Source organism: Bifidobacterium sp. C0047B3 (genome assembly GCF_056590535.1).
Map to the genome: position 1 here is coordinate 28,484 of NZ_JBWPWH010000004.1, position 23,940 is coordinate 52,423.

Annotated in this window: 18 protein-coding genes and 4 tRNA genes; 19 read left to right on the forward strand and 3 right to left on the reverse strand. The window is 41.9% G+C overall.

All coding sequences use genetic code 11. From position 1 onward, the window contains the following. Positions 1-577: 577 nt before the first annotated feature. The 4 genes from AC1EKT_RS04910 to AC1EKT_RS04925 all read left to right on the forward strand — a co-directional run bounded on the left by AC1EKT_RS04910 (position 578) and on the right by AC1EKT_RS04925 (position 7,719). Positions 578-1,834, forward strand: a complete 1,257-nt coding sequence (locus tag AC1EKT_RS04910; RefSeq protein ID WP_481616208.1) for a hypothetical protein — start codon at positions 578-580, stop codon at positions 1,832-1,834. Positions 1,835-2,276: 442 nt separating this feature from the next. Then, the gene (locus AC1EKT_RS04915) at positions 2,277-3,743 is read left to right on the forward strand and encodes a variant leucine-rich repeat-containing protein (RefSeq protein WP_481616207.1); all 1,467 of its coding nucleotides are present in this window, start codon (positions 2,277-2,279) and stop codon (positions 3,741-3,743) included. Positions 3,744-3,760: 17 nt separating this feature from the next. Beyond that, positions 3,761-7,519 (forward strand): helicase, encoded by a 3,759-nt coding sequence (locus AC1EKT_RS04920; RefSeq protein ID WP_481616206.1) that lies wholly within the window; start codon positions 3,761-3,763, stop codon positions 7,517-7,519. Continuing rightward, positions 7,516-7,719, forward strand: a complete 204-nt coding sequence (locus tag AC1EKT_RS04925; RefSeq protein WP_004109746.1) for a hypothetical protein — start codon at positions 7,516-7,518, stop codon at positions 7,717-7,719. Before AC1EKT_RS04920 ends, AC1EKT_RS04925 begins: the two co-directional genes overlap by 4 nt. A 34-nt stretch (positions 7,720-7,753) precedes the next feature. Here AC1EKT_RS04925 and AC1EKT_RS04930 read toward each other — a convergent pair whose 3' ends face one another. Beyond that, complete coding sequence (locus tag AC1EKT_RS04930) at positions 7,754-8,533, reverse strand: CpaB family protein (RefSeq protein WP_481616205.1); 780 nt, start codon at positions 8,531-8,533, stop codon at positions 7,754-7,756. A gap of 112 nt (positions 8,534-8,645) precedes the next feature. Beyond that, positions 8,646-8,822 (reverse strand): FmdB family zinc ribbon protein, encoded by a 177-nt coding sequence (locus AC1EKT_RS04935; RefSeq protein WP_004574103.1) that lies wholly within the window; start codon positions 8,820-8,822, stop codon positions 8,646-8,648. A 309-nt stretch (positions 8,823-9,131) separates the two neighbouring features. Between AC1EKT_RS04935 and AC1EKT_RS04940 the strand changes: the two genes are divergently transcribed. From AC1EKT_RS04940 to fdxA, 10 genes are all read left to right on the forward strand, one after another. Beyond that, the gene (locus tag AC1EKT_RS04940) at positions 9,132-10,271 is read left to right on the forward strand and encodes a hypothetical protein (RefSeq protein ID WP_481616204.1); all 1,140 of its coding nucleotides are present in this window, start codon (positions 9,132-9,134) and stop codon (positions 10,269-10,271) included. Between the two features lie 705 nt (positions 10,272-10,976). Then, the gene (gene groES / locus AC1EKT_RS04945) at positions 10,977-11,270 is read left to right on the forward strand and encodes a co-chaperone GroES (protein ID WP_004114319.1); all 294 of its coding nucleotides are present in this window, start codon (positions 10,977-10,979) and stop codon (positions 11,268-11,270) included. Positions 11,271-11,514: 244 nt separating this feature from the next. After that, complete coding sequence (hisC, locus tag AC1EKT_RS04950; protein ID WP_415683277.1) at positions 11,515-12,612, forward strand: histidinol-phosphate transaminase; 1,098 nt, start codon at positions 11,515-11,517, stop codon at positions 12,610-12,612. Between the two features lie 111 nt (positions 12,613-12,723). Next, positions 12,724-12,805: transfer RNA gene (locus tag AC1EKT_RS04955), tRNA-Tyr, on the forward strand. Between the two features lies 1 nt (position 12,806). Beyond that, a tRNA-Thr gene (locus tag AC1EKT_RS04960) sits at positions 12,807-12,878 on the forward strand. Between the two features lie 4 nt (positions 12,879-12,882). After that, positions 12,883-12,956: transfer RNA gene (locus tag AC1EKT_RS04965), tRNA-Met, on the forward strand. Between the two features lie 53 nt (positions 12,957-13,009). After that, complete coding sequence (gene rpmG / locus AC1EKT_RS04970) at positions 13,010-13,180, forward strand: 50S ribosomal protein L33 (RefSeq protein ID WP_004105548.1); 171 nt, start codon at positions 13,010-13,012, stop codon at positions 13,178-13,180. Between the two features lie 122 nt (positions 13,181-13,302). Then, positions 13,303-14,574, forward strand: a complete 1,272-nt coding sequence (locus tag AC1EKT_RS04975; RefSeq protein WP_481616203.1) for an FAD-binding protein — start codon at positions 13,303-13,305, stop codon at positions 14,572-14,574. Between the two features lie 290 nt (positions 14,575-14,864). Continuing rightward, positions 14,865-16,490, forward strand: coding sequence for an APC family permease (locus AC1EKT_RS04980; RefSeq protein ID WP_415683279.1), 1,626 nt, complete (start codon positions 14,865-14,867; stop codon positions 16,488-16,490). A 128-nt stretch (positions 16,491-16,618) separates the two neighbouring features. After that, positions 16,619-16,951: a ferredoxin gene (gene fdxA / locus AC1EKT_RS04985; RefSeq protein ID WP_415683280.1), complete on the forward strand. Its 333-nt coding sequence runs from the start codon at positions 16,619-16,621 to the stop codon at positions 16,949-16,951. Between the two features lie 34 nt (positions 16,952-16,985). On the opposite strand, the gene dinB is transcribed toward fdxA, so the two are convergent. Next, the gene (gene dinB, locus AC1EKT_RS04990; protein ID WP_415687216.1) at positions 16,986-18,296 is read right to left on the reverse strand and encodes a DNA polymerase IV; all 1,311 of its coding nucleotides are present in this window, start codon (positions 18,294-18,296) and stop codon (positions 16,986-16,988) included. A 109-nt stretch (positions 18,297-18,405) separates the two neighbouring features. Here dinB and AC1EKT_RS04995 point away from each other — a divergent pair, with 109 nt between their 5' ends. The 5 genes from AC1EKT_RS04995 (at position 18,406) to AC1EKT_RS05015 (ending at position 23,935) form a co-directional block, all read left to right on the forward strand. Next, the gene (locus tag AC1EKT_RS04995; protein WP_415683282.1) at positions 18,406-19,338 is read left to right on the forward strand and encodes an EamA family transporter; all 933 of its coding nucleotides are present in this window, start codon (positions 18,406-18,408) and stop codon (positions 19,336-19,338) included. A gap of 112 nt (positions 19,339-19,450) precedes the next feature. Further along, positions 19,451-19,537 (forward strand) — tRNA-Ser (locus AC1EKT_RS05000). A gap of 299 nt (positions 19,538-19,836) precedes the next feature. After that, positions 19,837-22,773 (forward strand): peptidase, encoded by a 2,937-nt coding sequence (locus AC1EKT_RS05005; protein WP_481616224.1) that lies wholly within the window; start codon positions 19,837-19,839, stop codon positions 22,771-22,773. Between the two features lie 184 nt (positions 22,774-22,957). Further along, positions 22,958-23,251, forward strand: a complete 294-nt coding sequence (locus AC1EKT_RS05010; RefSeq protein ID WP_415683284.1) for a metal-sensitive transcriptional regulator — start codon at positions 22,958-22,960, stop codon at positions 23,249-23,251. A gap of 15 nt (positions 23,252-23,266) precedes the next feature. Beyond that, entirely contained in the window at positions 23,267-23,935 is a 669-nt protein-coding gene (locus tag AC1EKT_RS05015; RefSeq protein ID WP_415683285.1) for a YigZ family protein, read from the forward strand. Positions 23,936-23,940 lie beyond the last annotated feature (5 nt).

Sequence of the window (23,940 nt, forward strand, 5' to 3'; positions counted from 1 at the left end):
CACCCGTGTAAAGTTTTTGCCGTTATTTTGCGCGCAAACGACCGTTTCTTTACAACGCTGTAAAGTTTCTGCCGGATTAAGGCGCGTGACCGACCTTTTCTTTACACTCGCGTAAAGTTTCTGCCGTTTTTTGGTGCGTAACCGACCTTTTCTTTACAACGCTGTAAAGTTTCTGCCGCCGCACGACACGCAAGAAGTGGACTGTTGGCGTGTCGCGTGAGAATGGCGGTTTTGCAACGGTTTTGCGTCTGGCTGGGGGAGTATTCAGGAGTTTCCTGAGAGTTTTCTGAGAAAAATCTTTAAAAACCTTGAAATTGACATTTTTACGAAAAATAACGCGTAATACTGTATTTTTTACTCTTGAAAATAGTTTAACTGAAATATTTCCGCAAAAACATCGATGTTTTTTGTTAATGAGCTGCGTGTTGGCTCTTGACTTTTGCGAACGGGGGGGGGGTATCTTAATAGCAAACGCCGGTCATTCCTAGTTGACGGGCGTGTGTGGCTCCGTTTGGAGTTGCACAGCAGATTTTTCTTCGTGTACCTAGCACGAAGGAGAAGAAGAAAGGAAAATATTATGTTGAATAAGAAGGCTATCGCCGCATTCGCTGCTGGCGCCACCCTCCTCTCCGGTTTCGCTTTTGCTGTTCCAGCAATGGCTGTGAGTGATACCAATCCTTGCAAGGGCAAGACAGCTGCACAGTGCACTGCTTTCGTTGACGATGCTAAAGCTGATTATAATAAAGCTCTCGATGCTGTTAACAATAAAGAAACTGGTAAGCAGGCTTTGTATAATAAGGCTGCTGAGGATTACGACAAGGCAGTAGCTAAGCACAAGGAAACTAGTGAAGCTCTTAAGACTGCTAATAAGGCTAAGGCTGACTTGCCACAAGATGCTACTCAAGAACAAAAGAATGTTGCTGACGCTGCTGTAACTCTTGCTAAGGATGCTGATGATAAGGCTGCTGCGGCTGAGACTACTGCTCTTACTGCTAAGAATGGAGCTTATTCTGCTTTGCAGAATGCAAATTCTGACTTGGCTGCTGCTAAGGCTAAGTTGGAAAAGGCACAGGATAATCTTAAGGACTTCACTGGCCCAACTAAGGATGAGGTTCAGCAGGGTGTTATTGATGATGTCCGCGATGCCGCTAAGAATTTGCAGAATGCTGATAATGCTTTCGCTAAGGCTAAGAAGGCTTTCTATGCCGCTAAGGATGCTTACCGTAAGGCTCAGGCTGAGTTGAATGCTCGTTATGCTGCTTGGCAGGCTGCTCAGGCTGCTTTGGATGCATTCGATGCTTCTGGTGTGAATGATTCTGCTAAGAGGCAGCGTTTAGCTGATGCCGTGGATCGTGCTGCTGCTCATTGGGAGCGCGCAAATACTGCTTATGGTGAAGCTGAGACTAAGTACAATGACACTAAGGCAGCTGCTCTTGCTGCTAAAGCTGATTATGAGGCCGCTTTGCAGGCTTACAAGGATGCGTATAATGCTGCTGTTGCTGCTGGCGTGAACCCATCTTTGTTGCCACCAGTTACGACTGCTGATCCTTTGGATTTGAGCTTCAACCCTGTTCCAGGTGCTGCTGAGCTTTATGCTGCTGCTGTGAGTGGTAAGTTCGGTCCTGCTGTTCAGGCTGCTGCTAAGAAGGGTGCTGATAAGAGCAAGGCTTCTGCTCAGCAGAACAACAAGAACAATGCTGCTGCTGACGCAAACGGTGCATCTGCCTCTGCTGCCGCTCAGCTTCCTAAGAGTGGTGCTGCTGTAGCTATGGCTGCTGTTGCTGCTTCTGTGCTTGCTGGCATGGGTGCTGCTCTTCGCAAGATCCGTCACTAAGCTAAAAGCTGATTCAGCGATGAATCATTTTAAGCTTTAGCTTACTGGTTGATCGTTGAGTCGATTTTACTGTGAATCACTTAGTCTAGTGTGCTAAAAGGTGCGCTAGACTAAGTGCTTTTATAAAAATTTTGTGCTTGGCGCGCTGTGTAGATTTTTAGTCTTATACAGCAATTAATTGGTTTGCGTTTGCTTGTTGATGTAGTTTGCCAAAATTTCCTTTTTTACTATTGATTCATGCTTCGTTAACTGATTAATGCTGAGTGCTTTGCGCTGTTACTTTCCGCTAGGGACGGGTGGTAATATCGCACTTTCGAGGCTCGGGAGTATTTCTTCCGAGCCTTTTGTTATTTTTTATGCTTAAAATCAACAAATACTAGCGCAATATACACAAAGCATGACACAATAGTAAGTAGTGTGTTTTTTGAAGGGAGCAGATCACGTGAGTGAGCGACAAACCGTGCAGCGCTGGATGATTACAGTTGGTGGTGTCGAGCAGGCACGTGTGGGTGCAGGTCAGTCTGTAGAGATTGGTCGAAAGCCTATACGCCCGTTGCGTGAAGATGGTTTCACGCGCGTCGACATAGTAGATAACAAACGTTCTATGTCAAAGAGGCATGCGCTGCTAATTGTAGACATGCATGGCGTGGCAACAATACGAGATTTAAATTCAACTAATGGCACATATCTAGTCAGCGCAAATGGTGATTTGCTGCGGTTAGAGCCTAATGTCGATTTTCAGCTTCCAGATAGCTTAATGCGCATGCAATTCGGCGATGTTCCTGTTGATTTTGTGCGTGTAGAAGAAGAATCTTCTGAAGTTGAAAAAGATAACGCAGTGCGCAATCTGTTCTCTTATGCTACAGATGATTCGCATGATGAGCCTGCAGCTTCAGATTTATCGGTAGATCAAATTCTTGATTTGCGCGCTGGCGAGCCAACAGGTGTTTTCCGCGCTCAATCAGTTTCGCATCCTGGATTGTCTTGGAAACAAGGCATGCAAAATCAAACTCAGCTCAATGATGATTCGCAAACAGAAGTTGCTCCAATCAATCATGATGTAACTTTGCCTGTTATGCGAGAGCAGCAGGAAACTCCTGTAGAGCCGCGTAATTTATTTGAAGACGCACAAGCAATTCAGCAAGAAAGTGCAACTAAAGAAGAGCCTTCGCAACAAGATTCTGCGGTTGATCAGGTTTCTGCGGTTTCTGCGGTTGACACGGTTGCTGCGGTTTCTGCGGTTGACACGGTTTCTGCTGTTGATCAATCTGATTCAGTTGCTCAAGATTATCCGTCTGCTCAAGATTCTCAAGTCAATACGGTTTCTCCAGTTACGCCAGTTAACACAGAACCAAATGTATTGCAAAACGAAAGTTCTCAAGAATTTTCAGCATCTCCATTGAATTCAACTGAAACTTTTGGTGAAAATATTGCCGATTCTTCAGCTTTTAATATTGCAAATACAGGTTCTAATAATTTCGATATTAATAGTTTCAGCTCTACGAATCTTGGTACTACGAATCTTGGTACTACGAATCTTGGTACTACGAATCTTGGTACTACGAATCTCGATTCTAACAATCTCGATATTAACAATTCCGATGCGGCATACACACCTGCATTTGAGCCAGGCTCCGTATTTGAAAAAGTATCAAAAGGCGAATTTGACTCTCAAGAAAATATAGTGGAAGCCGGCGGATTTACGTCAAAAGAAGCTGAAGAAAGTAGCGATTTTTCAAAGCAATTTGAAATGGCGCAATATTCGCAATTGCTTCCGTTCTTGGCTGCAAACACTGGTTTGTACGATGACTTATACGCGTGGCTCGCAGCTCAAGGTAATTCTGAAGTAGATGCTGCACTAGCTAGAAACAGCGGTTATAGTGCATATCGCAAAGCTATTGAACAGTAAGCAAGCAGGGTGGGAATATGAGTGATACAAACAACGTGGAGCAGGATTCGGCACAGCAAGTTTTTACCGATGCAGTAGTCGAAAATACTACGTCAGAAGATGATTCTTTGGAAAAATCCGGCTCTAATAATACCAACAGCGCTCGTACTAACGCTTTACAACGCATAGTTGAGTGGAAGCAGCAATATCAGGCTCAACTATCTCCTTCTCCACTAGAAGATATAACGCAACTTGCTGCACAATTAGAGTTAACGCATGCTCATCCTTCCGGAATTGCGCAACTTTTTGCGAGCGGAAAAGTAACATTAAAATCTTTATTCCGAGACGCTGGAATGTTACGAGCTGCTGGGCGAAGGCTAGATCGAGTTTTTGAAGATAGAGACGCAAAAGCGCACGAAAGTGGCGTTTCTGAGCTTTCTTTAATAGTCGGTGTTGCATCGTGGAATGGCAACCATGTGCCTGTTCTTACGTATCCTGTGAAAGTGGTTCGTGACACTAATCAAGATGAAACCTCCGCCACTATTTACTTCTCTGGAAGTGTTGGGCTGAACAATTCGCTTGTGTCGCGTTTAAGTGAGCGCGGTGTTCAACTTAGGGAAGATGTTTTATTCGACGGATCTCAATATGAAAGTGGCACACCAGAAACTTCTGTAGTGTTTGATGCTATTTGTAAGCAAGCTCGCTCAGCTTTCCCAGATTTTGATATTGAGCGCGATATTATACTTGGCTGCTTTACAGATGCTGGTTCGCGTTTTGTAGCAGAAAGTGAACAAATTATTAACGCTTTGCAATCTGGCAATGTTGGAAATGCAATGATTGACGCTATGGCTGGCGACGATCGAGCTATCCATAAGCTCCAGTCTGCAAATAAGCCAGAATATAGTCCTTTCGACGCAGATCCTCATAGCGAATGCGAAGTTGGTGAAGTAGATAACGTTGTGCGTTATGCGGCGGAACTTGTTGCATCTGGAAACTCTTTGTTCGTGAATATTGATTCGGGCTCGGATTCAGCTGCAATTGCTGCTGCGATCGCTTCTCGTTCTGTGATTGCAGGACGTTCTGTGCTATATGTGCCTAATGTTGTTGAGCAGCAGAGGCGTTTCCGTTACACGTTGAATACGCATGAAATTTCCTCATTAGCATTAGATGTTGCGGATGGTCATATTGCTAAGCACGTCGATGCGCAGTTGATTGCAGCAGTTGGCGCTAGACATAGTATTGCGACTTCGCGATTTGAGCAGGTTGCAGATGAGTTGGTCGGAGTGCGTTCTCGCCTTACTCGTTATTTAGGCGATCTTCACGGTATTAACGAAACTTGGGGAGTATCTGCATACCAAACAATCCAGAATCTTGCAGCAATTGCAATGTTCCCAACGCATCCGTCTACGCATGTGCGTTTAGATGTTGCTGCAGCACACGCTATGACCGGTCATATTGAAGAGTGGTCGAAGAAATTCCACCAAGCCGATGAGCTTGGAGAGTTTAGGATAAATCCTGAAGACACTCCTTGGTTTGGTGCGTCAATATTTGACGAAAATGAAGCTATATCTGTATATCAGCGTGTTGTAGACGTGCTTCTTAAACTTCTTCCAGCAACTCGAGAACAAGTTAAAAGCACTGTGCAAAGCTGTGGCTTCCCTGTGCCAACGACAGCTCGTGAGTGGAGTCGTCAAGTTACAGTTCTCAAGAATTTGCGACGTGTTCTTGACGTATTCCAGCCTGAAATTTTTGAGCGCGATTTAGATGCAATGATTGAAGCAAGTAAGCCGAAAGCTCAGCGTAAAGCCGAAGGCACAGTTATGGGCTTCTGGGAACGTAGGCATCATGTTCGTGAAGCGCGCAGCTTGCTAAGAGTTGGAGCTAAAGTCGATGATTTGCATGAGGCATTAAAGATTGTTGCGCAGCAAGCAGCTCAGTGGCGTACTTTCGTGCCTCACGGCGGATGGCCTGTTTTGCCGCCAAAATTGGACGATATTGTAAATACTCAAGAGTTATTAGCAAGGCATTTAGTTGCTCTTGATGCAGTATTAGCAACAACTCTTAAGGGTGCAGATCTTGAAAATATTGAATTTGCGCAGCTCGAAGCTCGTTTGCAAGATTTGCATGACGACAGAGCATCTCTAGATACTCTCCCTGGTCGTTGCAATTTGGAACGCGAGTTCAGCAAAGCTGGCTTATCTGATTTAGTTAGCGATTTGCGTCGTCGCAACGTTACAGGTAATGCAATTGACGGTGAGTTGCAATTAGCTTGGTGGACTACTGTTTTTGAAGATATTGTTAATTCTTCTGCAATTATTTCTCACCAAGATGGCTCAGCAATGCAAGATGCTTCTGATCGATTCGTGCAAGTTGATACAGAACATGTGCGTTCAATCGGTCCAATGGTTCAGCAAGAAGCTATGAAGCATTTGTGTGATTTATTGTTCTCGCATACGCAAGAAGCTAATCAATTGCATACTATGCTTGCCGGAAACCGTTCTGGAATTACTTTTAATAAATTATTGCGCAATTATGCGGAACTTGTGTTGGCTGCGAAACCAATACTTGTAGCTATGCCATCTACTCTTACTATGATGACTCCGTTGAGACCTATTGCAGATACTGTAATAATTGATTCAGCATCTCATATATCAAATATTGAGTTGCTATCTATTTTGTCTCGTGCTCGTCAAGTAGTAGTTTTAGCGCATAAGCAAACAGTAAGTTCTGAAAGCTTGCGTTCGCTTATTTCATTACTACCATCTGTAACAGTAGTTTCTAGAGCAACAAGGCGCTCGCTTCGTTTAGCGCGATTCTTGGAAGAACATGGTTACGGAAAGTTGCGTCACGACGTTCCTGTTGAGCGTTTGCAAGGCAAAGTTCGCTTGCATCAAATTGAAGCAACTGGAGTTCCAGTAATGTCTTCTGGGCTTATTGAAAGCAGCCAGCGTGAAATTGATGAAGTAGTTGAGCTTATTCGTCAGCGTGCAAATACGTTTACGGTTGTTCCTTCAAGCTATGTGCTTGTTGTAGTTACGTTGACAAACGTTTTCCGTAGTCGTTTGGGAGCGGAGCTGAAGTCTTTGTCTATTAAAGACGAAAACATGGCTAGATTCTTGCGACACGTGAGACTTTTGGGCGTTAATGAAGCTTCTGGAGCAATAGCAACAGATGTAATTATGTCGCTTTGCTATGCAAAAACATCTCACGGCAGACTTCTTCAGCAGTTTGGATTGCTTGAAGAAGAAGGTGGAAGCAGTATGCTTCTTGATGCTTTGGCTCTAGCTCGCCGTCATCTAGATATTGTTAGTGCGTTTACGTCTAAAGATATGGAAGATGAGCGTTTGCACCAAGATGGTCCAAAGCTTTTGAAGAGTCTTTTGCAATGGGCTGAGAAGTTAAGTGATAAGCCGCTTCGTCCAGAAGATTCTAACGATGTTGAAGCGCAAATTGCTGCAGAATCTGCACAAAGGAATGTGCTATTTACTGATTTAGCTGAGCGTATTCGCTCGCGTGGATTAAAAGTTGCAGTCAATTATGGCTTCGATAATGACGTTAGAATTCCTCTAGTAGTTGGACTTGCGGATAAGCCGTTTGCTATTGCTGTTCTTACGGATGATGCGCAATTTATGAGCGTGCAATCAACTCGTGAACGTCATCGCATGATTATTCAGGATTTGGAATCCTTGGGCTGGTCAGTAATGACAGTGTGGAGCGTTGGAGCTTTTGTCAATCCTGAAAAAGAGGTTGATCGTGTTGTTTCTCGTCTCGGGGAATTGTATGGTGACAACGAATGAGTAAATACGATCCCAATAGAAGATCTCCACGTAGGTCGGTTAGGGTTGTTCGCGAAGGCTCAGAGCTTTTTGATGCAGATGGCGTTAAACTCGAGCCTTCTGACGAGCTTACTTTGCAACAGCGCAATCAAGACGACGATAATCGCATTTTAAGCGAATTGCCGCCTCACTGGGCTGTATTTTCCGAGCGTATTAGTTGAGCTTGAAATACGATAGAAGTAGCACAATAATTTTTCATTGTGACAATTTCATGGCAACAATTGCTAAAGAAGGATTTGCAGACTGAGCTTGTAATAACCGCAAGGCATCTGCAGCAGGCATAGCAAGAGTAGTAGTATTCTGCTGATTTTGTGAAGCTTGAGTGCTTTGAGCTATTTGCATCACCATAACATTATGAACTACGCTAACATAGCGTTCGTCAATTTCTGCAATATTGTTTTCCTCAATATCGTGGTTTTTGTTTTTATCGTCATTTTCTGCGGTGCTGCTTTTAGATTTTTCGCTGTTATGGCTTTCTGCATTTTGAGAGTTAGAAATTTCTTCATCTTGTACAGGCTTGCTAAAAGCTAAATCAATTTTTTCGCCAGGAAGCAGTGTGTGATCTGCGCTAGCTAGATGAATTGTAATAGAAGTGAATCCTTTTGGAATGCGCGGAATTTTACTCAATAGCGTTTGCAAAATTGGCATGCCTTTACGTATTTCGCATGTTGCAATAATAGAAGCATTCGCGCTTATATTATTGGATAGCGCTTGATTAAATACTTTATGCTTAGGAACTCGAACGTATGCAATATCCTTTACGCTAACGCGTGAACCTTGCTGAATATTGTGTTTAGCTACTGCTATGACTTGAGTTTCTTGTGAGTCAATAATAGTTGACACAACGAGTAAAGCCATCATTCCAGCACATAGCACAATAATGATTTTCCGCACGAAAGCGCGTTGCCTTCGCTGCAATAACGCACTATTTTTTGCGTTATTTTGAGATTTAAATAAAGAAAAATTTATGCTCATACTTGCATTTTGAAATATAAAAAATGCAAGAGCAAGAAAAATTGCGCGCTGTGGATAAAACCTATTAGCGCGCAATATTTAAACAATAATTAATATTTATGATTTTACAAAATCATTTATCGGTTCGATAAAAACCTTTGCCTTTGAAGTTGATTGGAGGAGCGGAGTACACTTTGTGTACTGCATCTTTTCCGCACTGAGGGCAAATGGTAATAGGGTCATCCGAAAATGATTGATGTTCTGAAAAATCGTATCCGCATTGCTTGCAACGATAATGATAAGTAGGCAAAAGTCCCTCCGAAGTTACACGAGCACGTAAGTAGAAACTTACTGTTCCTTCACATATCCTAGTACATACTATGACAGTTATTATAGGTGTTAAATTTGCTTAGTGAATGATTGCGGTACAGCATATTGTGTGATGGCGCGCGCAATAATCCCACATTTTGGCGACACGCCGAAATGTTTATGTTGCTACACATCCTATGACTTCCTTATATTAATAGTTATGGGTTATGAATCGGTGAGTGCGGTACTCGTATTAGTCATCCTCGTAGCCTTATGGTTCGGGTGGTTGCCTAAACGCACGGTTAACGGCATGAAGTCTATGCTTGAACATCGCGAGGATAGGTTTTCACCAACACTCCATCTTGTAGGTGAGTGGAGTACTGCGCGCATTTGCGACGGTACTGGTATGTTGGCAAAAGGGGCTTGTATGCAACCGACACAACAAAAACGAACACTAACTCCTGAATATATTGCGCGCATTCGCACTGCTAGGCGTGCTGCGATACGCCGTCGTTGTGTGTTGGTATCTGCGCTTGCTGCCTTGACTTTTGTAGTATTCTTAGCAGGATGCTCTGGCATATTTTCTCCAGTTTTTGCTCTTATTCCTGGAGCTATGTTGGCAGTAGTGCTTTATTTTGGAGCTCGTGCTTCTAAGCATGCTCGTGCGTGGGAGGCTCGCATTGCAAAAATGCGTGCTGCTTCGAAACGCAAAACTGAGGATGAGTTGTGTGAACGCCGCAACAGTGCTGTTGTACGCCAGTTGAAAGATTATTCTTCTGCATCTGATTCTGATTTTAATGGGGAAATTAACAGTTATGATGCGATTTCTCAAAACGACAATGCTGAGTATTCTGTATCTCAAACTGTAGTGCCTGTTCGAAATGGCGCGTCTCGTGACAATACTGAAACTTCGGTTATGGAGCAGAGCGAAATTCGTGTTGCGTTACATCGTGCAGAGCAAGAGCGCAATGCAGCGTTGCGTGAGCGTTTGTATAAAGAAGAATCTGAATCTAAAGAATCTAAAGAATCTAATATCGTTGAAGCGGAAAATAAAGACGCATTCGATTCTTCTAATGCTTCTATGACTTCGAAGCAAAACTATAATTCTAATCAAGATTTAATTTCATTCTCGCTTGGTTCACAAACTAAGTCTGATTCACGTAATGCTAATTTGGCATCTCGTGCTCCAGAAAGTTTGGAAATTAAGTCAACTAAGCAAGTAGTTAAAGCCGTGCCAGTTGCTAACGCTGCTGAAGCTACTAATGCTGTTGACGCTGCTGGTACTGATGCTAACGCTACTAACGCTACTGCCGATACTAATTTTGCTGCTGCAAACTCTTCTCAATTCCACGAAAAAGAAAAAGTAAGCGAAGTGGATGCTCCAGAAAGTTCTGAAGACTCACTCGGTGTGGCAAATTTGCACGATGTTCTTGCTCGTCGCAATGCTTAAATCTTGTGGGTACTTCTCTGAAGGTTGTGCTTTTGAAGGTTTAATGTGCGTGTTTAGCAGTAATAAGTGATTTAATGTCCGTGCATTTTTGCTGCTGCACACATTGATAAAGCTGCCATACGCCTCTGGTTCGGAACTTTTGTTTAATTGTGTTGCTTGAGTTGTGCAAATACCAGTGTGGTAGAGATTTGAGATTTTTCGCACTGAGCGCGGCGAACGTCAGAGCCGCAGGCTGCTGATTCGCCAAGCGAAGAAGAAAAATCGAAAAATCTCTGCGATAGACACGGTTATTAACGATTAAACACGCAGAGTTTGGGGGATTTCTCTACGAGCAATAAAAGAGGACTGAGGAAGCAACATTCTTTTAAGAACAAAGCAGACAGCAAAGCCTCTAACAGCCAAAGCGACGAAGGACGGGACTTGCGAGGAGAGAAATCCCCCGAAACTCGCGCCAAGCCAAGCGAGAATGGATTAATATGAAGAATATTTCACCGAATAAAACCAATACACGCACATTAAACTTTCAATTAAACTAAAGAGTTTTCTAAAAATTTTCTTAAAAGATTAGCACTCGAGTTGTTAGAGTGCTAAATTCGCGGTATTATGAGGCACAGAGCGTAAGTGCGGTTGCGGACGTGATCGTCAGCCTCGTCGGATTGTTTCTTGCGTACGAAATTAATATCTCTTATGAAAGGGGTGGCAACAGTGTCGATTAAGCTCACACCGTTGGAGGATAAGATTATTGTTAAGCAAGCTCAAGCAGAGACTCAAACTGCTTCTGGCTTGTATATTCCAGATAATGCCAAGGAAAAGCCACAGCAGGGTGAAGTTCTTGCAGTAGGTCCTGGTCGTCGCGACGATAAGGGCGAGCGCATTCCTATGGACGTTAAGGTTGGAGACAAGGTTCTTTATTCCAAGTACGGCGGAACTGAAGTGCATTACGAAGGTGAGGACTACTTAATCGTGTCTTCTCGCGACGTGCTTGCTATTCTTGGCTAGTATTTAGCAGGTTGAAGCAATAAAACTTACGCTGGAAATGACGGAAACGTTGTTCCCAGCGTTTTTTATTGCGTTACGTAAGAATGCGCTGTGGAATATTTGTATAAGCGGCAGAAACTTTACGTGGGTGTAAAGTTTTGGTCGGATTTTCGCTTGGAAGCGGCAGTTTCTTTACATGCGTGCGTAGTTTTGGTCGTTTTTGCTATTGCGCAGTTAAGGCATGTGTGGAGTATGATGGAGAAGTATGACATACAAACATCGCAATATTGTAGATACGATTCCTAGCTATAAGCAGGGTAAGCCAGCTCCTAAATTGGACGGCATTCGTGCATATAAAATCTCGAGTAACGAAAATCCTTATGAGCCTTTGCAAAGCGTAAAAGAAGCGATTTCAAATCGCGCGCTTAATGTAATAAACCGTTATCCTAATATGCGTGGCACAGAAGTTGTTGAAGAACTTGCTAAGCGTTTTGGTGTGACTGCAGACGAAGTAGTGCTTGGTTGCGGCTCTACGGAAGTTATTACGCAGCTTGTTGACTTAGTTGCAGGCCCGGGAGATGAGGTCATATATCCTTGGAGAAGCTTTGAAGCTTACCCGATTATTGTAACGGGAGCTGGTGCTACAAGCGTTAAGATTCCTAACCGTGCCGATGGTTCCCACGATATTGACGCTATGATTGCAGCTATTAACGATCGCACGCGTTTGGTTATTTTGAATAATCCTAATAACCCAACTTCAGCTGCTCTTAGCGAAGAAGAAGCTCGTAAGGTGTTAGATGCTGTGCCAAGCGACGTTCTTGTGCTTATTGACGAAGCTTATGTGCAATTTAATACAGCAAAAGGCACTGCAAATGGCGTAAAACTGTACCATGAGTATCCAAATGTAGTTGTTGCTCAAACGTTCTCCAAGGCCTATGGATTGGCAGGTTTGCGCATTGGTTATGGTATTGCTCCGGCTGAAGTTGTAGACGGTATGCGCAAGGTTGCTGTTCCATTTGGAGTGTCTCAAATAGCGCAAGTAGCAGCTTTGGCTTCTTTGGAAGAAGACGCAAGCAAGGAGATGGATACTCGTGTTGCATCTCTTGTTGCTGAGCGCGAGCGCATTGTTGAAGCTTTACGCGAGCAAGGCTGGAATATTGAGGATGCGTACGCAAACTTCTTCTGGATGCCATTTGGTGCAGATACCGAGCGAGCAACAGAACATTTTATTGCTGCAGGATTGTCTGTTCGCGCTTTTGCTGGTGAAGGTATTCGCATTAGTATCGGCGAGCGCGAGGCTAATGACAGGGTTTTGACAGTTTGCGAAAATTTAAAAAAAGAGGGTTTTTCGCTAAATAACTAGCTTTTTTGCATAAAAGTTTTGCTTTCGGCGTGTCTTAATCTTGCATTAGTCGCGATTTCGTGGCAAAATAACAAAGTTGCCGTTTGAAGTTCACTTCTTACGGAGACTGCTGGCGGGTTTCCCAAGTGGTCAAAGGGAGCTGACTGTAAATCAGCCGCTTCGTGCTTCAGTGGTTCGAATCCACTACCCGCCACGCCTCGATAGCTCAGTGGTAGAGCACTTCCTTGGTAAGGAAGAGGTCGTGAGTCCGATTCTCACTCGAGGCTCTCTGGCGGGGTAGCTCAGCTGGCTAGAGCGTACGACTCATAATCGTAAGGTCAAGAGTTCGAGTCTCTTCCTCGCTACAACGGCCAGTAGGAGACTGGCTGGCCAATAATGAATTGTAGAGGTGAACGAAATGGCAAGCAAGAGCGCCGACATCCGTCCGGGCATTACGATGGCATGCACGGAGTGCAAAGAGCGTAATTACATCACGACGAAGAATCGTCGCAATACGCCTGATCGTCTTGAGTTGAACAAGTTCTGCCCACGCTGCGGCAAGCATACGCTTCATCGCGAGACTCGCTGAATTTTCAGCTTACTGCGCTCACGATTTTGGCTTGTTGAGCTTGTTTCAGTTGCGCAGATTTTATTCTTATTACCCCGCTCGATGCGGGGTTTTTGTTATTTATTACTGTTAGTATTTAAACCATGAGTATGCAAGCATCTTTAGTAAATAATCCATCGTTTGCAGATATAACAACTGTTGGCGTAGGTGGCAAAATTGCGCGTTTTATAGAGCCAAAAAGTCGCGTTGCGGTTATTGAAGCGGTAGAAGATGCTGATGAAGCTGGTTTGCCTTTATGTGTTATCGGCGGCGGCTCTAATATGCTTGTTAGCGATGAGAACTTCAACGGCGTTGTTGTGCGAGATGCTAGACGCGATATTCATGTGCTTGATGAAGCAGCACCTTCAGAAGATGGCATTGATTTACAAAGCGGTGCTCATTTAGTGCATATTAACGCTGAAGCTGGTTGTAATTGGGATGATTTTGTTTCTCATACGATTTCTCTTGGTTTAGAGGGCGTAGAAGGTCTTTCTGGCATACCTGGCACTGTTGGAGCTTCGGTTGTACAAAATATTGGCGCTTATGGTCAAGAAGTATCTCAAAGTGTTACTTCCGTAGAAGTTTGGGATCGCGAAACAAAATCAACTATGGAGTTGCAAAAGGATGCTTTAAATTTTGGGTATCGCACTTCATTGCTTAAAAAAAGCATGTACTCTTCAGCGGGAGTTCCTGCGGACTCGTATTTTCCTACTCCTCGTTACGTTGTGCTGTCTGTTACTTTTTGTTTGAAACATAATTCAACCGGAGTTGTCTCTCATTCCCAATTAGCTAAGGCTTTGCACGTAGAATTGGGCGAGCGCATGCAAACAGCAGTAATACGTCGTGAAGTTTTGCGCGTTCGTGCTTCTAAAGGCATGCTTGAGGATGCTTCTCGTTACGATAAGCTGTGGATGCGTGGCACAAAGTGTGCTGAAGGTGTTGAATTTGCTTTGCGATTGCAAAGTGAAGACTATGTTACTGGTGAATTTTTAGAGGGCGATAATACTTACAGTGATCGTCATAGTTGCGGTAGCTTCTTTATGAATCCAATACTTAGCACTAGTCAAGCCGATGCTTTGCCAGAAGATGCTCCTAAATTTGACGCTGTTATGCAAGATGGATCGCATGGCATAAAAACTTCTGCAGCTTGGCTTATTGATCATGCTGGATTCCATAAGGGTTTTAGGCTTATAGAAAATGGGAAACCTTCTCCTGCAGGGCTTTCTTCATTGCATACTTTGGCACTCACTAATCGTAACAATGCTTCTTGTGACGACATTGCAAATTTGGCAAAAACTATTATCAGCGGTGTAAAAAATAAGTTTGGCATAACGCTTATTCCTGAACCTGTTGTAATAAATATTTCTATAAACTGAAAATTTTACGAATATAATATGTTTTATGCAGTAATATATAAGTTTATTATTTAAATTTTCACAAATAATAAAGGAACACACGGTAAAACTACCGTATAAGCAATGTTTTGTGTAATATTTACCTACATTATCTATATAAATTTTTTATTTAATTACATTTACAGAAATAAATAAAGGAAATTAAGTAAAAATTTTATGTAGGTGAAGTCGCAACTGTTTCGCAAATTTGTTAATTCGCTTCTGATTGCGGCATACCTTTATACCTATACCTCAACGAAAGTGCGTTTATTATGCAAATATGGAGAAAGAAGTCTGTTGAACAGACTATCGCTGAGACTATGGATGGTGAACGCCATCTTAAACGTACATTAAATTCTTGGGATTTGGCAGTTATGGGTGTTGCTGTCGCAGTTGGTGCCGGTATTTTCTCTGTCGGTGCTCAAGCTGCAGCATTCCATGCTGGTCCTGCTGTAATTATTAGCTTTATTATTGCAGGTATTGTGTGCGGTTCTGCTGCAATGTGCTACGCAGAATTTGCTTCAATGATCCCAGTTGCTGGATCTGCTTATACGTTTACATATACTACAGTTGGTGAGCTTATTGCTTGGATTATCGGCTGGGATATGATCCTGGAAATGCTGATGGCTGGCTCAGTAATTGCAAAGTATTGGGGCGTTTATCTTAACGATTTAATGAAGCTTTTCGGTTTGAGTATGACCACAAGTTTTAACTTAGGTGGTTTCAATATTGATGTTGCTCCAATCATAATCGTTGCATTCTTTACAACTATGCTTGTTCTTGGAACTAAGCTTTCTGCACGCTTCGACGGCGCTTTAACAATCTTGAAGATTGGTATCGTTCTGTTCGTGGTTGTTGTGGGCTTCTTCTACATTAAAGCCTCCAACTTTACGCCATTTGTGCCACCTGCAACTGACGTTGCAAGCGTAAAGGGAATAGAAGTTTCTGGCGTTATGAGCCAGCCTCTGTGGCAGTGGGTAACTGGCATGCAGCCAGCCGTTTATGGCATTCCTGGCATTCTTTCCGGCGCGGCACTCGTGTTCTTCGCATTCATCGGTTTTGACGTTGTTGCAACAACAGCAGAAGAAACTAAGGATCCACACAAGAACATTCCACGAGGCATTGGTCTTGGTTTGCTTATTGTTACCGTTCTTTACATTCTCGTCGCAGTTGTAACAACCGGTATGGTTTCCTACAAGGATTTGGCAAATCAGCCATCTCCTTCGCTTTCCACAAGCTTCGAACTTGTGGGCGCTACTTGGGCTGCAAAGATTATTTCCCTCGGCATTGTTATTGGTTTAACAACCGTTGTGATGGTTCTTTTGCTCGGTCTTACACGTATTATCTTCGCTGTGAGCCGCGATGGCTTGCTTCCACGTAGCTTCTCTAAGGTAAGCAAGCGTGGTATTCCTGCAAGGCTTCAGATTGTTTCCGGCATTGTTGTGGCAGTTGTTGCTTCCACTCTCGATATTGGCATTCTTTCCGACATGGTGAACATTGGTACGCTTTCTGCGTTCTTGCTTGTTTCTGCTGGTGTGCCGATTATGCGTATGCGTAGGCCTGATTTGCACCGTTCGTTTAGCGTTCCAGGCAATCCGTGGCTTCCTCTGTTTGCAGCGCTTTCCACATTCTGGCTCATGCTTAACTTGTCTGTATTGACTTGGATTCGTTTTGCAGTGTGGCTGGCAATCGGTTTTGCTGTGTACTTCGGCTACTCTTACCGCAATTCGTTACTTGGTAGGCAAATGCGTAAAGCTAAGCAGCTCGGTGTTCCTGTTGAAACTTTGTTTGCTCAAGATGCTGCCGCTGCAGAAAAGGTAGCTGAAGGAGAAACAGAAGAGCAGGCTCGTGCAGAAGCTAAAGCTGAGGCTGCTGCTGCGTCCTCGCAAAATAATTAAAATTAATAAATTATTTATTTAGCAAGAAGTCGGCATACGTTTATATCGCATGCCGACTTTTTGTGTCATAGACTTTTCAAAAATGTTCTATAATAGAAAAGTTGCATAAAAGCAGAAAGGAGGGCGTTATGCCATATGTAATCGCAGAGCCTTGCGTTGATGTAAAAGATAAAGCGTGTGTTGATGAATGCCCTGTGGACTGCATTTATGAAGGCGATCGAACGCTTTATATTAACCCAAACGAGTGTGTGGATTGTGGAGCTTGTGAACCAGCTTGCCCAGTAGAAGCCATTTTTTACGAAGATGATTTGCCAGAAGACTGGGAGTGGTACCGCGATGCTGCGGTTGATTATTTCGACAAGCTCGGAGATTTGGGAGGAGCTACAGATGCTGGAGCTTCCGGATGGGACGAAGCTCGCGTAGCTGCACTGCCTTCGCGTTCAGATAAAGCAAGTAGCTAATTACTTGTAAAGTATTGCTTAGTGTGGCGCGAGTTTACAATCCAATATGAGCCGCGTTGTTGCCATATTTTTTGCGAACGGCATCTAAAGCGTGTTCTGCGTGACGTAATCTAGTATTTTTATTCATTGCGGACATGCTGTTTTGCGTAGGATTTTTAGATTCGCGAGTATTTTCCTCCATAATATCGTTTATAGAAGGCTGGAGTGAAACCTTATTTGCTGGCACAAGATTATTCGCTGTAATGCCCGCCAAACGAACCGGGCTTAAAAGCTTTGTGTTATTGCCTCCAAGAATGTAATTATGCACAGTTGGATTAGCTTTAGAAAGCAAAACAACGACATGCTCGTAAAATTCATGTGTTGAATCAGTTGCATTTTGCAAAGTAGAAGATCTAGTAACATAGTGCAAATCGCTAAATCGCAGTTTTAGCGTTATAGTGCGTGCCATAAGCTTTCTGTTTCGCAACTGCTGAGTTACTTCGCTGCAGCATTGCTGCAGTAATTGTTTAACAGCATTCTCGTCCGTTGTGTCTGCATCAAGAGTTCGCTCAGTTCCAATAGATTTTTCAGGCGCATGCGCAGTAACAGTGCGCTCGTCTATGCCTCTAACTGATTGATATACCATTCTTGCTAAAATTTGCGAACCTGCTATGCGAGTAAGCGTTGCTTCGTCAACGTTTTTAAGAGATGCAACAGTAGATAAGCCCCAATCCTCAAGTTTATGTATTAAAGATGAGCCAATTCCTGGTATTGCACGCAAAGGCATTATTGACACAAAATCTTCATTACATTTTTGTGGAATAAGAAGCATTCCGTTAGGTTTTGCGTTAGTTGAAGCCATTTTTGCAATAAGTTTATTGCTGGCAATACCAACCGAGCATGTAATATGATACTTTTCAAATACTTCTTTTCGTACCCAAGTTCCAATATTTACAGGCGATTTCCACTGTAATAAAGCCGATTTAACATTCATATAGCATTCGTCAACAGAAACTTTTTCAACTTGATTAGTAATATGCAAAAAAATATTTTCAAAAATACTTTTGGAAACGCTTGAATAATAAGGAATGTCAACTGGCAAGAAAAGTCCTTGTGGGCAAAGATTTCTAGCTTTAACAACCGGCATAGCGGAATTAACGCCGTAAGCGCGCGCTTCATAGCTTGCTGCAGAAACAACAGCACGATTTCCTGTGCCAATAATAAGCGGCTTTCCTTTAAGCTCTGGATGTCTCGCAACTTCTAACGAAGCATAAAATGCATCCATGTCGACGTGAAGTATGTTACAACCTGAGGTGTCGTGCCCCCAATCACGTTTCGCTGCTTGTACTCTCGGTGCTGTACTCATAAGTTTATAATAGAACAAACGTTCGATTTTGTGGAAAATTTTTGCGTATAAAACTAATGTTTTTGCAAAAAAGCGTATGTCGACTAAATATTAATGTAGGGTTGTTGCTATGAAGCAATTTGTTGTCAATCTTTTACATCGCATGCCAGTGCTGCTTATTATCGTCATTGAGGCTTCAATGGTGTATACAGCAACTTCTGTTGCAAAAGTAGCTTTTAGCCAACTGGATCCTCTGTACGCAGTGTGGTATCGCGTAGGATTTATGACATTATTGCTTTTGGCTTGGAGGAGACCATTTTCTCGCAGCAAACGTAGTTTTTTGCCAAAAACGCTACGAGAATGGGGAATTGTTGCAGCTGTTGGTGTGTCGTTAGTTGCTATGAACACTATGTTCTATGTTGCTATTAGTTGTATGGCTGTTGGTGTTGCAGTGACTATAGAATTTATAGGTCCTTTGCTTGTGGCTGTTATTACAGGTCATGAATGGCGAGAGCGTGTGGGAATTGTGATTGCTGTTTGTGGCATTATGTTGTTAGCTAGCGCTTCTATGCATAGTTCAGTAAGTCCGCATTTTCTAATTGGCTTATTTGCCATTCTTGTTGGCGGTTCAATGTGGGGCCTATATATTGTTTCAGGTCGCATGTTGGCAAAAAGTTCGCACGCTATTGACCGTGTAAGTGTTGCAGCTCTTATTGGATGGTTGCTGCAGTCTGTTGTTCTTGCAGTTCCTGCAATTCAGCATGTTATTTCGCCTAAACCGGAAGCTACTTGGGCTGCTCGTCCTGGTGGTTCTTTTGCTTTACTTGCGTTAATGCTAGTGATTGCAATATGTGCTTCTTTCTTCCCAACTTTGCTTGATCAAGTTTTATTGAAACGTGTTAGTTCTGCAAAATACTCTGTTATGCAAGCATTGTATCCTGCAATCGCGGTTATTATTGGAATGGGATTTGGTGAAATTCCAACATTGACTGATATTGCAGGAATAATTCTTGTTATGCTGGCTGTAGTTGTAACGTTCTCTGGGGATAATAATCCTATGTAGCACTTGGCATTTTTATATTAAATCTTATTTTAAAGTGTGTCGCCAAGCTTGTTTACAGTCCTTAAGAGGTGCTATAGTGTCAATCTGTTGCTGTTATGTACAGTAAACAAGTGGAGTCATGCCTGAGTGGCCGATAGGGGCACCCTGCTAAGGTGTTAGTCGCGTAAGCGGCTCGAGAGTTCGAATCTCTCTGACTCCGCAAGTTACTCCGGATTGCTTTTTGCAGTCCGGAGTTTTTGTTTTTGTTTTATCAATTGCGTATAGAAAATGTGCAATACGCAATTAAAATGTGCTTACTTTACTACTTAGAAATAAAAAATAATATAGCAAAAGAAAAAATTGTGGATTTGTGGATAGTTTCGTATTCTTGCTCAAGCTTTTAACCACAATGTTAAAAAAATATTTACTCATACTTTCTTTAAGCTCATAGTTGACCTATGAGCGCTTATTAAAAGTGTTCAAAACAAATATTTAAAGGGTTGGGTAAAGGAGATTTTTATGGAAAAGTATGGGGGGAAGCATAATAGTGTTCATAGTGATAACAATATGCGCACTAGTATGAAGCGTAAAACTACTCGTAATCTGTCAGCATTTTTTGCTTCTATTTTTATAATTCCTATTATGTTCTGCTCGCAGTCAGCTTTAGGTTATCATGAGGGGCCTGGAGTACTTTATAAAGTTTCAGACAAAATAGAATGGCTTAAGCCTGGTTATCTTCGCAGAAAGCTTGGTCCTACAGTAAATTATTGGGATGATGAAAAGAACGTATCTTATTGTATTGAAACAAGTGTAGATTTTGGACGTGACACAGATGATTGGAGACAAGAATTAGGTGAAGATTGGCGCATTGCTGCAGAAATGATAAAAACTCATAGCACTGATAACAATATATTTACTCAAGCGGCTATGGCCTTTGCAATTCATGATCACTTCGATATTAAAAAAGATGAGTGGAAAAAAGCTGTAGACAACGGTTTTGAAGATATCTCCACTGATACTTTGAAGCAAATAGCTAAGAATTTGTGGGAAACAGCCGAAAATGATACTCCTATGAACTTAGAAGTTAATCAAGAGTATACTTCAGGAAAGCATGCTGGAGTTGTGCAAGTGATAGTGAAAAATATTAAGAATCATGTTCTTAAAGATGTTCCTATTAAAATCGAATCTGAAAACGCTTTAGTTGAATTTAATGATGGTAAACGATCTGTTGAATTAAAGTCAAAAGATGAAATAGTGAATATTCCTTGGAAGTCTAAAGGAAATGGTACCGCCAAAATTAAAATTGTATTTTTAGCTCCTAAAGCTGAAAGATATTATTCACCTAAACATCAAGACGAAATACGCTCTATTCACGATGCTGAATATGGCGAAAGAATTTCGTTTGGAGTAAAAGACAGTTTCCAGCCAACTCTTACTTCAAAAGTTGCAAAACATGAGCTGCGTGTGGGTGAGAAGGTCGATAGCACAATAACTAGTGGAGTGCAAGCAAAAGATAGTTGGTCAAACGGAGTTACTTTGCATGCGCAAGGATATTATTTCGTTGGATCTGCTAAAGATATTTTGCAAATTAGGCAACGTAACAATGGCGAATCTGCAGTTCAATACTTGAAGCGTATTAGAGCTTTGCCAGATTTGCGACAGGTTGCTGCGTCAAAAGCTGACTTTTCTAAAGCTAACGAAAGTGTGAATGCTAAGGCTAAACGTGCAAGTGGTGATATTAGTGCATCAGATTTGAAGGAAGCTGAAGATTACAAAGTTGCTGATAATGAAGCTGGTCTTTTTGGCACATGGGTTTGGATTATTTCTCGTGATGCGCAGAAAAAAGAAGATGCAGATAAATTAGATGATGAAGTTGTGAAAGTATTTGGTTCTGCAGATTCTACTTCTGTATACCAATCAACTGTAAGTTCTGATGTTGTTACAAAACAGAAAATTGTTGGTATTGGCGCAGAAATTGTTAATGAAATCACTGTAAGAGGTCTTCCAGAAACATATGGAACGTTTAACGGTAATGAATCATATGGTTTTAATGGTGACAAAAAGGCGCATATCCGCGTTTGGTGGGCTGGAGAAGGTAGTGAAAAAAGCACTAAAAAAGATAATGAAAAGTATATGCCTGGATCTAAAGGTGAAGCGGCAGAGCAAGAGCCAAAAGAAGATGCGCATCATCGTTTAATTGGTAATTGGGAAGTTCCGGCTGTAAATGGAGTTTATAAGGTTGGTAATGGAAGCATTACAACGCGTCCTATTGATGGCGTAAATAGATCTTCTTCGGAGCCGAAAGTTTTGAAGGATAATGTGCATATTCGCGCTAATAAAAATAGTGAGTCAGGATGGTATGTGTTTGTTTATGATTTTCCTGGTTCTTCGCGCGCTTTAGCTCATAAATCCGCGTATGACGGATTGTGGAGTCGTGCTTTAGTTGAACCGAATGCTTTAACTACTCCTGTATCTGTTACAACTAGAGTAAGCGATGAAAAAGTTAAGGCTGGTGAAAAGTTCCACGATAATGCTCGTATTACTGGTACGTTGCCAAAAGGAAGTTACGTAGTGTTTAGCGCATACGAGTATGAAGATGGTAAGGAAAATAAGAGTGATTCTAGTGGAGCTAAGAATGGCGATGCTAAGAATAGTGATGCTAAGAATAGTGAAACTAAAAATAGCGAAACTAAGAATGGCGATGCTAAGAATAGCGTTACAAAAAACAGTAATTCTGAAACTAAGGAAGCTAAGGAGACTAAGGAAACTAAGGAAACTAAAGAAACTAAGGAGACTAAAGAAACTAAGGAAACTGTAGTATCTGCTGAAATTGAGAAAAAAATGCCTCAATCTCGCGTAAATATTACAGATAAACAAGCTGAAGAAAGTAAAAAGTCTTCTATCTCTGTAAGTTCTGCGGATATTACATTAGATCATGAAGGAACTGTTTATTGGAAAGCTGAAGTTTACGATGCTCAGGGTAATCCTTTAGCAACTCACGCATTGGGTGTAGAAGGAGAGACTGTGCAAGTTTCTGGCGGCGAGGATCGTTCTAAGAATGATGAAAATGATGAAAATGAGGAGAATAATAAAGAAAACAAAGAAAATGTAGAAGAAAATCATAGTAAAACTGGCAGTGATGAAACGGCTAGCAGTGATGATTCAACTGATTCGAAAAATGATGTGAATGATAATGCTTCCAATCAACACGACAGCACAAATGGCAACGAAAATGCTAATAAGAATTATGCTAATCAAAGTAGTACAATTCCAACATCACTTGCCGTTACTGGTGCTTCTTCAGTAACTGTGATACTTCTGGCTGTTATTACGTTAACATTTGCTTCAGGTTTATCGTTCGGTCGTTTTTCATCTATAGTTCCTAAGCATGGGAGAATGTCTGGTGGGGCGCGACATGGCGGGATTCCTCCAATGAGGCGTCGGTTAGTGAAATAGCGCATTTTTAATGTAGAATAATTGGCGCGTTAGTCTATTGAGATTTTTTTGAAGTAGATTAACGCGTCATTTTGCAATAAATAATGTGATGTTGCATAATAATAATTACAACGATTTATTGTGTTAATTTGTATATGATGTTATAACCTTTATGTTGTTATTTAATTGATAAATCGGAGTAACGATGAAAAATTATGATATTGATAAAGAAAAACTGATAGTACGCATGCATCGAGTACAAGGTCAGCTTGAAGCAGTCAATACTATGATTGAAAACGATGCAAAATGCCAAGATGTTCTTATGCAACTTTCAGCTGCAACTGCTGCTTTACATTCTTTAGCAGTAATAGTTGCGAGAGAACATGTCAATAAAGAAATACATAAATCTGTAAAAATTGGTACTAAAGATGCTGCCAATTCAGCAATGGAAGATATTTCGGGTATTATTGACAGGTTATTGCGTTACGAAAAAGCTTAGTATTGGTAGTGTCTAGTGACTGATTTGCATAATATTTTACGCACCGTTCGTCAATTGCAATCGCATCCTTGTGAAGCTTCTTTTGTAGAGAAAAAATCAGAATTTATTGGGTGTATTTGTCATATTGATAATCTTGACGATGCTGTGGAATTTATGCAATCAGTACGTCTTAAGAATCCTAAAGCTCGCCATGTTGCTTATGCTGCAATTTGTGGTTCGTCGAAAGCTCAATTGCGTGAGCGCATGAGTGACGATGGTGAGCCAACTGGGACAGCAGGAAAACCAATATTAGATGTACTTAGATCGTCAAATTTAACAGATTGTGTAGTAACAGTAACGCGATATTTTGGCGGTATTTTGCTTGGAGCAGGCGGTTTAACCAGAGCCTATGCGCGTGCAGCAAGTATGGCAGTAGAATCTGCGCAAATAGTTGATATTATTACGTGCACTCGTTTTACTTGCAAATTGCAATATCAACAATTGCGAATGTTGCAGCATATTGTAAGCCAAATGGAAGGCATAATTGACAACGAAATTTATGGTGCTGAAATTTCTCTTAATATTGCTATTCCAACTTTAAAGTCACAAGAATTTCTTGATATTGTTCAGAATGCTTTTTCTGGAAGCGTTGTGCCGAAAGCAGATGGTACTCTAAGTAATAAGCTGATAGATACTAAGCGTTAAAGGTG

What these genes read in the sequence shown, in the direction of transcription:
- AC1EKT_RS04940 (WP_481616204.1), top strand. Translation starts at nt 9,132, where the DNA reads ATGAAGTCTATGCTTGAACATCGCGAGGATAGGTTTTCACCAACACTC.
- AC1EKT_RS04980 (WP_415683279.1), top strand. Translation starts at nt 14,865, where the DNA reads ATGCAAATATGGAGAAAGAAGTCTGTTGAACAGACTATCGCTGAGACT.
- AC1EKT_RS05005 (WP_481616224.1), top strand. Translation starts at nt 19,837, where the DNA reads ATGGAAAAGTATGGGGGGAAGCATAATAGTGTTCATAGTGATAACAAT.
- AC1EKT_RS04995 (WP_415683282.1), top strand. Translation starts at nt 18,406, where the DNA reads ATGAAGCAATTTGTTGTCAATCTTTTACATCGCATGCCAGTGCTGCTT.
- rpmG (WP_004105548.1), top strand. Translation starts at nt 13,010, where the DNA reads ATGGCAAGCAAGAGCGCCGACATCCGTCCGGGCATTACGATGGCATGC.
- AC1EKT_RS04920 (WP_481616206.1), top strand. Translation starts at nt 3,761, where the DNA reads ATGAGTGATACAAACAACGTGGAGCAGGATTCGGCACAGCAAGTTTTT.
- AC1EKT_RS04975 (WP_481616203.1), top strand. Translation starts at nt 13,303, where the DNA reads ATGAGTATGCAAGCATCTTTAGTAAATAATCCATCGTTTGCAGATATA.
- AC1EKT_RS04930 (WP_481616205.1), bottom strand. Translation starts at nt 8,533, where the DNA reads ATGAGCATAAATTTTTCTTTATTTAAATCTCAAAATAACGCAAAAAAT.
- AC1EKT_RS04925 (WP_004109746.1), top strand. Translation starts at nt 7,516, where the DNA reads ATGAGTAAATACGATCCCAATAGAAGATCTCCACGTAGGTCGGTTAGG.
- AC1EKT_RS05010 (WP_415683284.1), top strand. Translation starts at nt 22,958, where the DNA reads ATGAAAAATTATGATATTGATAAAGAAAAACTGATAGTACGCATGCAT.
- AC1EKT_RS04910 (WP_481616208.1), top strand. Translation starts at nt 578, where the DNA reads ATGTTGAATAAGAAGGCTATCGCCGCATTCGCTGCTGGCGCCACCCTC.
- fdxA (WP_415683280.1), top strand. Translation starts at nt 16,619, where the DNA reads ATGCCATATGTAATCGCAGAGCCTTGCGTTGATGTAAAAGATAAAGCG.
- hisC (WP_415683277.1), top strand. Translation starts at nt 11,515, where the DNA reads ATGACATACAAACATCGCAATATTGTAGATACGATTCCTAGCTATAAG.
- dinB (WP_415687216.1), bottom strand. Translation starts at nt 18,296, where the DNA reads ATGAGTACAGCACCGAGAGTACAAGCAGCGAAACGTGATTGGGGGCAC.